Here is a 12,899-nt window from a genome sequence, read left to right on the forward strand (position 1 = left end):
GGCGGTTAGAGGTTCGACTCCTCTAGGGTGCATTTTTTCTATTTAACTCGGGAAGTAGCTCAGCTTGGTAGAGTACTTGGTTTGGGACCAAGGTGTCGCAGGTTCGAATCCTGTCTTCCCGATTGATGGCGGTGTAGCTCAGCTGGCTAGAGCGTCCGGTTCATACCCGGGAGGTCGGGGGTTCGATCCCCTTCGCCGCTATAATGATCTTGTTGGACCTTTAGCTCAGCTGGTTAGAGCTCTCGGCTCATAACCGAGTGGTCGTAGGTTCAAGTCCTACAAGGTCCATTAAATACGATGGAGGATTACCCAAGTCCGGCTGAAGGGAACGGTCTTGAAAACCGTCAGGCGTGTAAAAGCGTGCGTGGGTTCGAATCCCACATCCTCCTTTATTATTAACGCGGGATGGAGCAGCTCGGTAGCTCGTCGGGCTCATAACCCGAAGGTCGTAGGTTCAAATCCTGCTCCCGCAATAAGGCTCGGTAGCTCAGTTGGTAGAGCAATGGATTGAAGCTCCATGTGTCGGCGGTTCGATTCCGTCTCGCGCCATATTTGTTTTTATGCGGGTGTAGTTTAGTGGTAAAACTACAGCCTTCCAAGCTGTTGTCGCGAGTTCGATTCTCGTCACCCGCTTTGAACATATAGTTCATTTACCAAGTTATTTAACTTGGGCGCGTAGCTCAGGTGGTTAGAGCGCACGCCTGATAAGCGTGAGGTCGGTGGTTCGAGTCCACTCGTGCCCATTAATAGGAGAATTACTCAAGAGGCTGAAGAGGACGGTTTGCTAAATCGTTAGGTCGGGTAACTGGCGCAAGGGTTCGAATCCCTTATTCTCCGTAGTTGAAGAGCTTAAAAGCTCTTTTCTACCATTTGTCAAGTATATCAAGGGCCTTAAGTAAAAAAAGAGATAAGACAGTAGCTATTCTGAGGTTACTGTCTTATTTTTACCACTTATTGATCCATAAAAGGGCAGGCTAAAAAACACCTCATCTGGTATTTTTTGAAACAAGGTGTTATAATAATACGGCATAGATGACCTTATCGATTTTGGGTCAAAGAGTAATCGTAAAGTTTGTTATGCGTAATGAGGTAATACATTGTTCGAATGAGACGATGTATAGAGGCAATCGCATGTGGCTTGGTTGAAGCTATTGTCGATTGTCTTTTTCGTTTCTCATAAAAGTCGGCGATATGGCAGGGATTGGTATGACTAGCTGAAGCGATGTTATGAATGCACTTGAACAAGATTTTTCTGGCATAGGGATTACCTCGCTTAGTAATGTGTTCCTTGGCGAGAAAGTTCCCAGATTCATAGTGTCTCAGGTCAATGCCAATAAAAGCGTTGATTTGATTGGTAGACTGAAAGCGACGAATATCTCCCAATTCGCCAATGATAGATGTCGCTGTGGTTTCTGCGATGCCAGGAATTGATCGTAAGATGTCATACTCTGGTAAAGGCTGAGCTAGACCTACCATGTCGTCTAAGACAACCTGTCTGTGCTCAGAAAGACGAAGCAATTCTTGAGCATAGTGTATCCATGAATCTTTTCACCGTTGACTAAAATTGCCACCTCAGAACTTGCCTTACTCACATCAATCCCAAATACTGTACGCATGATATTACCTCTTTTGTCTTGAATAATTCCGTGTTTTAGTGATTTTATTTTCAATACGCGACGTCTAGCGTCCCACATACTTTGATCAAATTCCACCTAAAACAGGTGTCTTGCCAGTTTGTCAAGCGACGTCTAGCGCCAAAGAGCCCTACGACTTTACAAGACACCTCTACTTTAACATAAAGAAAAAGTAGTGAGTACTCTCTCCCGTCGGAGATTTTCTCACTACTAATCTTAGTATGTTTTCTACACAAAAATAGGCTCCATAATATCTATAGGGGATTTACCCACTACAAATATTATAGAGCCGATAATATGCGTTTGATCATAGACAGATCTATTTCATTTTTTACTATAGTTGATTGAAATAAGATATGAACAAAGAGGTTAGGAAAGTCAAATTAATTTTTAAAAATGTTTTAGAATCCATGACGTGCTACTCTAAGTTCAATCCACTATAAAATTAAGTTTTTAACTAGCCTCTGAATGATTACTGAAGATTAACCTTGTTTTTCAAGATGTAGTAGTTTCCGAGATAGAAGACTGCGATAAGGATTAGGTCTTTGAAGATTTCATAAGTAAGCATCATATTGTAATGGGTACCAAAGTTTAAGAAGAGATCACTGAATCCAAGGACAACATGAATGACAATATAGGCTAAAACTGCAAGAGCTGTACGGTATTCATTAAAGAGTTGTCCGATTGAGATTGCCAAGTAGATGCATAGTATGCCTGCTACAGTGCTGAGGATGAATGAAATCAGAGATAAGCTGATACTGTCTAGGTACTGTTGGAACAAGTCTTTAAAAGCAAGGAAATCAACAGAATTAGGCTCAATTATCACAAGAATGATATAAATGCTCAGAACCAATACTGCTGAACTGATCAGAGACCAAATGAAGGCCCCTAAGAGTTTGGCTAGGATAATCTGGTGTTCGGAAACTGGCAAGGTCAAAGTGAGATAACCTTGTCGGTCATAGACACTACCTTTGAAGCGACGGATGATCAAAATCAAGGTTGAAATCCCAAGCGTAATCATCAAGCCACCAAATACGAGTGCAAGAAAAACAAGTAGAATAGGTTGACTTTCTTTGATGGGTAGATTGTTATAGGTCTTTGCTTGAATTCCGATAAGACCAGAAAGTGCTAACACAGCACCATAGAGGGCTAAATACCATTTGTTAACATTTTTAAATTCATAACGAACTAAATTCCAAAACATAATAATCTCCTTTAACTAGGCTTTGAATTCATGACGGAAGAGTTGATCGATAGACTCTCCAGACTCATAGCGAATATCATCAACATTTCCTTGACGGACGACTTTTCCATCCTTGAGGAAGATAATCTCATCCAAGATTGGTTCGATATCTGAAATCAAGTGAGTTGAAATCAAGACAGTTGAAGTTGGAGAGTAGTTGTTAATGATGGTGTTCAAGATATAGTCACGAGCTGCGGGGTCGACACCACCGATTGGTTCATCAAGCACATATAGACGAGCATCACGACTCATGACAAGGATCAACTGAACCTTTTCTTTGTTCCCTTTTGAGAGTTTTTTGAAACGGCTGTTCTCATCGATGCCAAGGTCACGAAGAAGACCTTGAGCACGTTCCAGATTGAAATCTTGGTAGAAGGTCTTGAAATAAGTGAGAGCTTCCTTGACCTTCATCTGCTCGTTGAGGTAGGTCGTATCAGGGAGATAAGAAACAATCGCTTTAGTTGCTGGGCTTGGTTCCATACCATTGATAAGGATACGTCCTTCCTCTGGCTGTAGCAAGCCGTTGATTAGTTTAATCAAGGTTGTTTTTCCAGAACCGTTTGGTCCAAGGAGACCAACGATTTGTCCAGCTGGAATTTCAAGGGAAACATTTGTAAGAGCAGGACTTGCTCCGTAGGATTTTGACACATTTTCAAATGCTAACAAGGTCATAGTTTAAACTCCTTCAATATAATCTCTCAAAACAGTCGGTAGTTCTTCTTTTTCATAGCCGAATTCTACCATGCCTGTTACAAACTGTTGCAGCTGTTCTTCTGACAGTTGCTTACGGGATTGGAGGATCAAGTCCAAATCCTCTGTGACAAAGCGTCCAGATGTTCGCTTGGTATAGACAAAGCCTTCTCTCTCCAAGTCCGCTAGGGCACGCTGGATGGTGTTGGGATTGACCCCTGCCTCGCTTGCTAATTCTCTAACGGTTGGAAGCTGTTGATTGGGCTCGAGTTTATGGGAAATAATCTGCAATTTGATTTTCTCCATAATCTGCAAATAAATGGGTTTATTGTTATCAAATGTCCAAGACATCACGATCTCCTTTCTATTTACCTTTGTGTTAATTCAATAATACAACAAAACAAAAAACTTGTCAAGCCAAAAGGAGAATTATTTTGGGAATCTCTTAAAAAATGGTATAATGAAAAGAAAACGACAAGGAGGGAAAGGCATGCGTTGTCCAAAATGTGGCGCTACAAAATCAAGTGTAATCGATAGTCGCCAGGCTGAAGAAGGAAATACAATCAGAAGAAGACGTGAGTGTGAAGAGTGTCAGCATCGGTTTACAACCTATGAACGCGTAGAAGAGAGAACACTAGTTGTGGTCAAAAAAGATGGTACACGGGAACAATTTTCAAGAGATAAAATCTTTAACGGGATTATTCGTTCAGCCCAGAAACGTCCAGTGTCCAGTGATGAAATTGGCATGGTGGTCAATCGCATCGAACAAAAACTCCGTAGTCGCAATGAAAACGAAATTCAGAGTGAGGATATTGGTTCCTTGGTTATGGAAGAATTGGCAGAGCTCGATGAGATTACTTATGTACGTTTTGCCAGTGTCTACCGTAGCTTTAAGGATGTGAGTGAGCTTGAGAGCCTACTCCAGCAGATTACACAATCCTCTAAAAAGAAAAAGGAAAAATAAATGAAGCCAAATGACCGTTTTTCTTTTGTAAAGAATAATCGGGTGTCGCAAGATACCTCATCAATGGTGCAGTGCTACCTCCCGATTATCGGTCAGGAGGCGCTGAGCCTCTATCTTTATGCTGTGACTTTTTGGGATGATGGTCAAAAGGAGCATCTCTTTGCAGCTATGCTCAACCATCTGAATTTTGGGATGGATACACTTTTAAAGGCTTTTAAAACTCTAACAGCCATGAAATTGGTGACCCTCTATCAGCAGGGGGAGACCTATAACTTGTTACTCCATTCTCCCTTATCAACTCAAGAATTTTTACAACATACAGTTTATCGAACCTTGTTAGAAAAAATGATTGGGGATAGTGCGGTTGCAGTCATGAGACAGGAAAGTGTTGAAGGGGAACCGATCTCGGTGGCCTTGAGTCAAATTTTTCATCAGTTATCCGAGTCTGCGAGTCAAGAAACCTCTAGCAGTCAGCCTACGGCAGATGATTTTGATTTGGAGCATTTCCGTCAGCTCATGGCCCGTGATGGTCTTCGTTTTCAAGATGAGACTTCGGATGTTTTGGCCTTGTTTGCAATAGCAGATGAGCAGAAGTGGACCTGGTTTGAAACTTATCAAGTAGCCAAAGCGACAGCAGTGTCGCAAGTGATTTCTGTCAAACGCATCCGTGAAAAGATAGCGCAAAAGCCTGTGACTTCTGACTTTAGTCCCAAGGAAGCAACCATTATCCGAGAGGCTAAGAAAAAGACAGCCTTGCAATTCCTTGCTGAGATTAAGCAGACTCGCAAGGGAAGTATTACCCAGACTGAACGGGACCTGCTCCAGCAGATGGCGGCCTTGGGCTTGTTGGATGAAGTGATCAATGTTATCTTGCTCCTGACATTTAATAAGGTTGATTCAGCCAATATCAATGAAAAATACGCCATGAAGGTGGCTAATGACTACGCCTATCAAAATATTCGTAGTGCTGAGGAGGCTGTCCTCCGTATTCGTGAACGTGGCCAAAAAGTAAAAACGCAAAAGCAGAATCAGACTGCCCCAGCAAAAACCAATGTGCCTAAATGGAGCAATCCTGAATATAAGAATGAAACGAGCGAAGAAACTCGCTTAGAACTAGAACGTAAGAAAAAAGAAATGTTAGCTCGATTAGAAAAAGGAGGAGACTAGATGGAAAGTGTCGGAGACGTACTCAAGCGTCAACCAAGCCGATTTCAGTATCAGGATTTGGTCCAGCAAATTGTGAAAGACCCTGATGTTGCGGCCTTTATCCAGAAAGAATCTCTCAGTCAGGAGGAGTTGAACCGTAGTATTTCCAAGTTTAACCAATATATCACTGAGAGAGATAAGTTCCTCCGAGGAGATACAGACTATATCGCGCGTGGCTACAAGCCTATCCTAGTCATGAACCATGGCTATGCGGACGTCTCTTATGAAGAGACTCCAGAGCTAATTGCAGCGGAAAAAGAAGCAGCGATTAAAAACCGTCTCAAACTAATCAACCTTCCAGCTAGTCTTAAAAAAGCTAGCTTAGCTCAAGTAGACCTGGATGATTTGGGGCGCTTGCCAGTTTTTGAAAAGCTCCTAGCCTTTGTGGAGCAATATCCAGCTATTCGAAAAGGTCTCTACCTATATGGAGACTTTGGTGTGGGTAAAAGTTTCATGGTGGCTGCCCTAGCCCATGATTTGTCAGAAAAACGTGGTGTTTCATCAACTCTCCTCCACTATCCTAGTTTTGTCATCGATGTCAAAAATGCCATCGGTGATGGCAATGTTAAGACCTTGGTGGACGAGATTAAGCTGGCTGAAGTCTTGATTTTAGATGATATTGGTGCCGAGCAATCAACAGCTTGGGTGCGTGACGAGATCCTGCAGGTCATTCTCCAATATCGCATGCAGGAAGATTTACCGACCTTTTTCACCTCCAACTTCAATTTTGAAGATTTGGAGCTGCATTTCGCTAAAGGGAAAAATGGAAATGACGAAACCTGGGAAGCTAGACGCGTCATGGAACGCATTCGTTATTTAGCAGAGGAAACCAGACTTGAAGGAGAAAATCGCCGATGACAGAAACAATCAAATTAATGAAGGCTCATACTTCAGTGCGTAGATTTAAAGAGCAAGAGATTCCCCAAGCAGAATTGAATGAGATTTTGACAGCTGCCCAAATGGCTTCTTCTTGGAAAAATTTCCAATCCTACTCGGTCATTCTTGTCAGAAGTCAAGAAAAGAAGGACGCCTTATTTGAGCTAGTACCTCAGGAAGCTATTCGCCAGTCTGCAGCCTTTCTTCTCTTTGTTGGTGATCTAAACCGTGCAGAAAAAGGGGCTCGTCTCCATACGGATGTTTTCCAACCTCAAGGGGTGGAAGGACTCCTCATCACTTCAGTAGATGCGGCTTTGGCTGGACAAAATGCCTTGCTTGCGGCAGAAAGCCTAGGCTATGGTGGAGTGATTATCGGTTTGGTGCGTTACAAGTCTGTTGAGTTAGCAGAATTGTTCAAGCTTCCTGACTATACCTATCCAGTCTTTGGGATTGCACTCGGTGTGCCAAACCAACAGCATGATGTAAAACCAAGACTGCCCCTAGAGAATGTTGTCTTTGAGGAAGAATACCAAGAACAGTCAACTGAGGCTATTGAAGCCTATGACCGTGTACAGACTGAATATGCAGGTGCGCGTGCGACTACAACTTGGAGTCAACGTTTGGCAGAGCAATTTGGCAATCCAGAACCAAGCTCGACTCGAGAAAATCTTGAGCAGAAGAAGTTATTGTAGAAAGTGAGAAAACATGGCCTTACCAACTGTTGCCATTGTGGGACGTCCCAATGTTGGGAAATCAACCCTATTTAACCGTATCGCGGGAGAACGCATCTCAATCGTAGAAGATATTGAAGGTGTAACGCGAGATCGTATCTATGCCACAGGTGAGTGGCTCAATCGTTCTTTTAGTATGATTGATACTGGGGGTATCGATGATGTCGATGCGCCTTTCATGGAACAAATCAAGCACCAGGCAGAAATTGCCATGGAAGAAGCAGATGTTATCGTCTTTGTCGTGTCTGGTAAAGAAGGAATTACAGATGCGGACGAATACGTTGCCCGTAAACTTTATAAAACTCATAAACCAGTCATCTTAGCCGTTAACAAGGTTGACAATCCAGAGATGCGAAATGATATCTATGATTTCTATGCTCTTGGATTGGGCGAACCTCTACCAATCTCATCTGTTCACGGTATTGGGACAGGGGATGTGCTGGATGCTATTGTGGAAAACCTCCCACATGAAGTTGAAGAAGAAAATCCAGATGTTATTAAATTCAGCTTGATTGGTCGTCCAAATGTCGGAAAATCTAGCTTGATCAATGCCATTTTGGGAGAAGATCGCGTCATTGCCAGCCCTGTCGCTGGTACCACTCGTGATGCCATTGACACCCATTTTACAGATGCTGACGGCCAAGAGTTTACCATGATTGATACGGCTGGTATGCGTAAGTCAGGTAAAGTCTATGAAAATACTGAGAAATACTCGGTTATGCGTGCTATGCGTGCTATTGACCGTTCAGATGTAGTTTTGATGGTCCTCAATGCCGAAGAAGGTATTCGTGAGTATGACAAGCGTATCGCTGGATTTGCCCACGAAGCTGGTAAAGGGATGATTATCGTGGTCAATAAGTGGGATACGCTTGAAAAAGACAACCATACCATGAAAAACTGGGAGGAAGATATTCGTGAGCAGTTCCAATACCTGCCTTACGCACCGATTATCTTTGTTTCAGCTTTGACCAAGCAACGTCTCCACAAGTTACCTGAGATGATTAAGCAAATCAGCGAGAGTCAAAATACCCGTATTCCATCAGCTGTCTTGAATGATGTGATTATGGATGCTATTGCTATCAACCCAACACCGACAGATAAAGGGAAACGCCTCAAGATTTTCTATGCGACTCAAGTGGCAACCAAACCACCAACCTTTGTTATCTTTGTCAACGAAGAAGAGCTCATGCACTTCTCTTACTTGCGTTTCTTGGAAAATCAAATCCGCAAGGCCTTTGTTTTTGAAGGAACACCAATCCATCTCATCGCAAGAAAACGCAAATAAAAAAGTAGAATCTGGAAGGACATTTCCAGATTTTTTGCTATAATAAAATAAGGAACGCGTTGGAGAGGTAAGGAGATGGAAAAACTATTAAAATTCTTGATTTTGGCACCCTACTTTTACTTTTTTCGTTGGCAAGGGAAGGTACAGCCAGGAAGTAAGTACTTTTCTGTCTTTTACTATTTTTATTGGTTTTATATGCCTCTAGCAGCCTTGTTTAGTCTAGTTTTCACTCTTTTTTCGCTAGTCTTATTTAACTTTATTTTACAAGAACCAAGGGATCTTGCTAGATGGATGATCTGGCTACTTTTAGTCCTTTTATCCTTAGTCAATGACTGGAAAATCTATGCTTGTCTAAAATTTATGAATAAGCTGCGATTGGAAAAGAAAAAATCCAGTCTTCCTTGAAAGAAATAGGCAAACTTGTATCTGATAGAAAATGATGGTCAATTTTTCATGGAAAAACTAGCTAGAAGCATTAATGAAGAAAACTAGCCTCGGAATAGGAATTTTAAGGGAACTAATCACCTTGGTTAGCCCTTTTTTCGTCCTAAGGGAAAACGGAATATTTCTTGAAAAAATTGGGCAAATATGCTACAATAAAAAGAACATTCTAAAATATTCAGAATTTAAAGTAAGGAAAAAAATGGCAAATTTACTAAAAACAATCATCGAAAATGATAAAGGAGAGATTCGTCGTCTGGAAAAGATGGCGGACAAAGTCCTAAAATATGAAGATGAAATGGCTGCGTTAACAGACGAGCAATTGAAAGCAAAAACAGAAGAATTCAAACAACGCTATCAAAATGGTGAGACTCTTGACCAACTTTTGTATGAGGCGTTTGCTGTTGTACGCGAGGGAGCTAAGCGTGTTCTTGGTCTTTTCCCGTATAAGGTTCAGGTTATGGGGGGGATCGTTCTTCACCATGGTGACGTTCCTGAGATGCGTACTGGTGAGGGGAAAACCTTGACAGCGACTATGCCTGTATACCTCAATGCTCTTTCAGGTAAAGGGGTTCACGTAGTTACGGTCAATGAATACCTTTCTGAACGTGATGCGACTGAGATGGGTGAGTTGTACTCATGGCTTGGCTTGTCAGTAGGGATTAACTTGGCGGCCAAATCTCCAATGGAGAAAAAAGAAGCCTATGAGTGTGATATCACTTATTCAACAAACTCAGAGATTGGTTTCGATTATCTTCGTGATAACATGGTCGTTCGTGCTGAAAATATGGTTCAACGTCCACTCAACTACGCCTTGGTCGATGAGGTTGACTCAATCTTGATCGACGAAGCTCGTACTCCTTTGATTGTTTCAGGGGCCAATGCAGTTGAAACAAGCCAACTCTACCATATGGCTGACCATTTTGTGAAGTCTTTGGATAAGGATGACTATATCATTGATATTCAGTCTAAGACGATTGGTCTATCTGATTCTGGTATTGACAAGGCCGAAAGCTACTTCAATCTAAGCAACCTCTACGACATTGAAAATGTTGCTCTGACTCACTTTATCGACAACGCCCTTCGTGCCAACTACATCATGCTTCTTGATATTGACTATGTGGTCAGCGAAGAGCAGGAAATCTTGATTGTCGACCAATTTACAGGTCGTACTATGGAAGGTCGTCGTTATTCTGATGGCTTGCACCAAGCGATTGAGGCTAAGGAAGGTGTGCCAATCCAGGACGAAACTAAGACTTCAGCTTCCATCACCTACCAAAACCTCTTCCGTATGTACAAGAAGTTGTCTGGTATGACAGGTACTGGTAAGACTGAGGAAGAAGAATTCCGCGAAATCTACAATATTCGTGTTATTCCTATCCCAACAAACCGTCCAGTTCAACGTATTGACCATCCAGACGTACTTTATGCTAGTCTTGAAGCTAAATTTAAGGCTGTTGTCGAAGATGTAAAAGCTCGCTACCAAAAAAGTCAACCTGTCTTGGTAGGTACTGTTGCAGTTGAAACTAGTGATTATATTTCTAAAAAATTGGTAGCTGCAGGTGTTCCTCACGAAGTATTGAATGCCAAGAACCACTACAAAGAAGCTCAAATTATCATGAACGCTGGTCAGCGTGGTGCAGTTACAATCGCGACCAACATGGCCGGTCGTGGTACTGATATTAAGCTCGGTGAAGGTGTTCGTGAACTTGGTGGACTTTGTGTCATCGGTACAGAACGTCATGAAAGCCGTCGTATCGATAACCAGCTTCGTGGACGTTCAGGACGTCAAGGGGATCCAGGGGAATCTCAATTCTACCTTTCTCTTGAAGATGATTTGATGAAACGTTTCGGTTCAGAGCGCTTGAAGGGTGTCTTTGAACGTCTCAATATGTCAGACGAAGCAATCAAATCTCGTATGTTGACACGTCAGGTTGAAGCAGCACAAAAACGTGTTGAAGGAAACAACTACGACACACGTAAACAAGTCCTTCAATACGATGATGTCATGCGTGAGCAACGTGAGATTATCTACTCGCAACGTTACGATGTCATCACTGCTGATCGCGACTTGGCTCCTGAGATTCATGCGATGATTAAACGCACTATTAATCGTGTTGTTGATAATCATGCGCGTGCTAAACAGGATGAAAAACTAGAAGCTATCTTGAATTTTGCAAGATACAACTTGCTTCCAGAAGATTCAATTTCACTTTCAGACCTAGAAGGTTTGTCAGACCAAGCAATCAAAGATGAACTTTACCAACGTGCCTTGCAAGTCTACGATAGCCAAGTTGCTAAGCTTCGAGATGAGGAAGCTGTTAAAGAATTCCAAAAAGTCTTGATCCTACGTGTTGTAGACAACAAGTGGACAGACCATATCGATGCTCTTGATCAGTTGCGTAATGCTGTTGGCCTTCGTGGTTATGCACAAAACAACCCTGTCGTTGAGTATCAAGCAGAAGGTTTCCGTATGTTTAATGATATGATTGGTTCCATTGAGTTTGATGTGACTCGTTTGATGATGAAAGCACAAATTCATGAACAAGAGCGTCCACAAGCAGAGCGTCATATCAGTACTACAGCGGCTCGTAATATTGCTGCACAACAGACTGAGCTTCCTGCAGATTTGGATCTTAGCCAAGTTAAGCGTAATGACTTGTGTCCATGTGGTTCTGGTAAGAAATTTAAAAACTGTCATGGTAAACGACATTAAGAATGACTAATTTTCAGGCGGATGCCTAGTGAAAAGTGAATTTTCGCTTGGCGTCCGTTTGCTTTATAAGGAGGATGAATCATGGTATTTACAGCCAAAAGCCCTAAAATTAATATTGAAGAAGTTCGTAGTTTGTCTAAATTAGAAGGACAAGCACTTGCCAATAAACAACAACGCGATCAAGAACTTGAAGCGATTATTCGTGGTGAAGATCAACGCATTTTGTTAGTGATTGGTCCGTGTTCGTCTGACAATGAAGAAGCAGTTCTTGAGTATGCCAAGCGTTTGGCAAAACTGCAAGAAGAAGTAAAAGACCGCGTCTTTATGGTCATGCGTGTCTACACTGCTAAACCACGTACTAATGGTGATGGCTATAAGGGCTTGATTCACCAACCAAATGCCAAAGAAGCACCTAGTCTCATCAATGGGATCAAGGCGGTTCGTCACCTGCATTACCGTGTTATTTCTGAAACAGGAATGACGACAGCAGATGAAATGTTGTACCCAGAAAACCTTCCTTTGGTAGATGACTTGATTTCTTACATGGCAGTTGGAGCTCGTTCGGTTGAAGACCAACAACACCGTTTTGTAGCTAGTGGAGCAGATTTTGCGACAGGTTTTAAAAATCCAACGTCTGGAAATCTCAATGTCATGTTCAACGGTATTTATGCGGCTCAAAACAAACAAAGTTTCCTTTTCCTAGGGAAAGAAGTTGAAACGACTGGAAATCCTCTATCACATGCCATTCTCCGTGGTGCCCTCAATGAATACGGTAAAAATATCCCTAACTACTACTATGATAATTTGATGGATACCATTGCCCAGTATGAAAAGATGGGTCTTGAAAATCCCTTTATCATCATTGATACCAACCATGATAACTCAGGCAAGCAGTATATGGATCAGATTCGCATCGTTCGTCAGACCTTGATTAACCGCGATTGGAATGAAAAGATTAAAAAATATGTACGTGGTTTCATGATTGAGTCTTATCTAGAAGATGGTCGTCAAAATGAACCAGAGGTCTTTGGGAAATCTATCACCGATCCATGTCTAGGATGGGAAAATACTGAGTCTCTTGTTCGCGAAATTTACCAAAGACTAGGAGAATAA

General features: G+C 42.1%; 11 protein-coding genes, 9 tRNA genes and 1 pseudogene. 16 read left to right on the forward strand and 5 right to left on the reverse strand.

What is annotated here, in order from left to right; translation table 11 throughout:
• Positions 1–48: 48 nt before the first annotated feature.
• The 9 genes from QM917_RS08375 (at position 49) to QM917_RS08415 (ending at position 837) form a co-directional block, all read left to right on the forward strand.
• Positions 49–122, forward strand: a tRNA-Pro gene (locus QM917_RS08375).
• Positions 123–127: 5 nt separating this feature from the next.
• Positions 128–201 (forward strand) — tRNA-Met (locus tag QM917_RS08380).
• A gap of 13 nt (positions 202–214) precedes the next feature.
• A tRNA-Ile gene (locus tag QM917_RS08385) sits at positions 215–288 on the forward strand.
• A gap of 11 nt (positions 289–299) precedes the next feature.
• A tRNA-Ser gene (locus tag QM917_RS08390) sits at positions 300–389 on the forward strand.
• A gap of 10 nt (positions 390–399) precedes the next feature.
• Positions 400–473 (forward strand) — tRNA-Met (locus tag QM917_RS08395).
• 3 nt (positions 474–476) lie between these two features.
• Positions 477–549, forward strand: a tRNA-Phe gene (locus QM917_RS08400).
• A 13-nt stretch (positions 550–562) separates the two neighbouring features.
• Positions 563–633: transfer RNA gene (locus QM917_RS08405), tRNA-Gly, on the forward strand.
• A 36-nt stretch (positions 634–669) separates the two neighbouring features.
• A tRNA-Ile gene (locus tag QM917_RS08410) sits at positions 670–743 on the forward strand.
• Between the two features lie 6 nt (positions 744–749).
• Positions 750–837: transfer RNA gene (locus QM917_RS08415), tRNA-Ser, on the forward strand.
• Positions 838–1,038: 201 nt separating this feature from the next.
• Here QM917_RS08415 and QM917_RS08420 read toward each other — a convergent pair.
• From QM917_RS08420 to QM917_RS08440, 5 genes and pseudogenes are all read right to left on the reverse strand, one after another.
• Positions 1,039–1,533, reverse strand: a pseudogene (locus tag QM917_RS08420) (transposase); the annotation flags it as partial.
• Positions 1,482–1,616 (reverse strand): hypothetical protein, encoded by a 135-nt coding sequence (locus tag QM917_RS08425; protein ID WP_371608356.1) that lies wholly within the window; start codon positions 1,614–1,616, stop codon positions 1,482–1,484. The pseudogene QM917_RS08420 and the gene QM917_RS08425, both read right to left, overlap by 52 nt.
• Before the next feature lie 490 nt (positions 1,617–2,106).
• A complete protein-coding gene (locus tag QM917_RS08430; protein WP_248035511.1) occupies positions 2,107–2,838 on the reverse strand; it encodes a hypothetical protein in 732 nt (243 codons plus the stop codon).
• 15 nt (positions 2,839–2,853) lie between these two features.
• The gene (locus tag QM917_RS08435) at positions 2,854–3,549 is read right to left on the reverse strand and encodes an ABC transporter ATP-binding protein (RefSeq protein ID WP_414273782.1); all 696 of its coding nucleotides are present in this window, start codon (positions 3,547–3,549) and stop codon (positions 2,854–2,856) included.
• 3 nt (positions 3,550–3,552) lie between these two features.
• Positions 3,553–3,918 (reverse strand): GntR family transcriptional regulator, encoded by a 366-nt coding sequence (locus tag QM917_RS08440; protein ID WP_414270685.1) that lies wholly within the window; start codon positions 3,916–3,918, stop codon positions 3,553–3,555.
• Positions 3,919–4,057: 139 nt separating this feature from the next.
• Here QM917_RS08440 and nrdR point away from each other — a divergent pair, with 139 nt between their 5' ends.
• From nrdR to QM917_RS08475, 7 genes are all read left to right on the forward strand, one after another.
• Entirely contained in the window at positions 4,058–4,531 is a 474-nt protein-coding gene (gene nrdR, locus QM917_RS08445; RefSeq protein ID WP_049549025.1) for a transcriptional regulator NrdR, read from the forward strand.
• Positions 4,532–5,698 carry a DnaD domain protein gene (locus QM917_RS08450; protein ID WP_414285456.1) on the forward strand — a complete coding sequence of 389 codons (1,167 nt, stop codon included), beginning with the start codon at positions 4,532–4,534 and terminating at the stop codon, positions 5,696–5,698.
• Positions 5,699–6,595: a primosomal protein DnaI gene (gene dnaI / locus QM917_RS08455; RefSeq protein ID WP_371608359.1), complete on the forward strand. Its 897-nt coding sequence runs from the start codon at positions 5,699–5,701 to the stop codon at positions 6,593–6,595.
• Positions 6,592–7,305, forward strand: coding sequence for an NADPH-dependent oxidoreductase (locus QM917_RS08460; protein WP_371608360.1), 714 nt, complete (start codon positions 6,592–6,594; stop codon positions 7,303–7,305). The genes dnaI and QM917_RS08460 overlap by 4 nt, the downstream gene beginning before the upstream one ends.
• 13 nt (positions 7,306–7,318) lie before the next feature.
• On the forward strand, positions 7,319–8,629 hold the full coding sequence (gene der, locus QM917_RS08465) for a ribosome biogenesis GTPase Der (protein WP_049508964.1): 1,311 nt from the start codon (positions 7,319–7,321) through the stop codon (positions 8,627–8,629).
• A 643-nt stretch (positions 8,630–9,272) separates the two neighbouring features.
• Positions 9,273–11,786 carry a preprotein translocase subunit SecA gene (gene secA, locus QM917_RS08470; RefSeq protein ID WP_414285457.1) on the forward strand — a complete coding sequence of 838 codons (2,514 nt, stop codon included), beginning with the start codon at positions 9,273–9,275 and terminating at the stop codon, positions 11,784–11,786.
• Positions 11,787–11,867: 81 nt separating this feature from the next.
• Positions 11,868–12,899 carry a 3-deoxy-7-phosphoheptulonate synthase gene (locus QM917_RS08475; protein WP_045762820.1) on the forward strand — a complete coding sequence of 344 codons (1,032 nt, stop codon included), beginning with the start codon at positions 11,868–11,870 and terminating at the stop codon, positions 12,897–12,899.

The sequence above is a fragment of the Streptococcus infantis genome, assembly GCF_047460685.1.
In the GTDB taxonomy this organism is placed as follows: Bacteria; Bacillota; Bacilli; order Lactobacillales; family Streptococcaceae; genus Streptococcus; species Streptococcus infantis_AD.

Bases quoted from the DNA above. Each gene is read 5' to 3' on its own strand.
- QM917_RS08425 (WP_371608356.1), bottom strand. From the start codon at position 1,616: ATGCGTACAGTATTTGGGATTGATGTGAGTAAGGCAAGTTCTGAGGTG.
- QM917_RS08430 (WP_248035511.1), bottom strand. From the start codon at position 2,838: ATGTTTTGGAATTTAGTTCGTTATGAATTTAAAAATGTTAACAAATGG.
- QM917_RS08435 (WP_414273782.1), bottom strand. From the start codon at position 3,549: ATGACCTTGTTAGCATTTGAAAATGTGTCAAAATCCTACGGAGCAAGT.
- QM917_RS08440 (WP_414270685.1), bottom strand. From the start codon at position 3,918: ATGTCTTGGACATTTGATAACAATAAACCCATTTATTTGCAGATTATG.
- nrdR (WP_049549025.1), top strand. From the start codon at position 4,058: ATGCGTTGTCCAAAATGTGGCGCTACAAAATCAAGTGTAATCGATAGT.
- QM917_RS08450 (WP_414285456.1), top strand. From the start codon at position 4,532: ATGAAGCCAAATGACCGTTTTTCTTTTGTAAAGAATAATCGGGTGTCG.
- dnaI (WP_371608359.1), top strand. From the start codon at position 5,699: ATGGAAAGTGTCGGAGACGTACTCAAGCGTCAACCAAGCCGATTTCAG.
- QM917_RS08460 (WP_371608360.1), top strand. From the start codon at position 6,592: ATGACAGAAACAATCAAATTAATGAAGGCTCATACTTCAGTGCGTAGA.
- der (WP_049508964.1), top strand. From the start codon at position 7,319: ATGGCCTTACCAACTGTTGCCATTGTGGGACGTCCCAATGTTGGGAAA.
- secA (WP_414285457.1), top strand. From the start codon at position 9,273: ATGGCAAATTTACTAAAAACAATCATCGAAAATGATAAAGGAGAGATT.
- QM917_RS08475 (WP_045762820.1), top strand. From the start codon at position 11,868: ATGGTATTTACAGCCAAAAGCCCTAAAATTAATATTGAAGAAGTTCGT.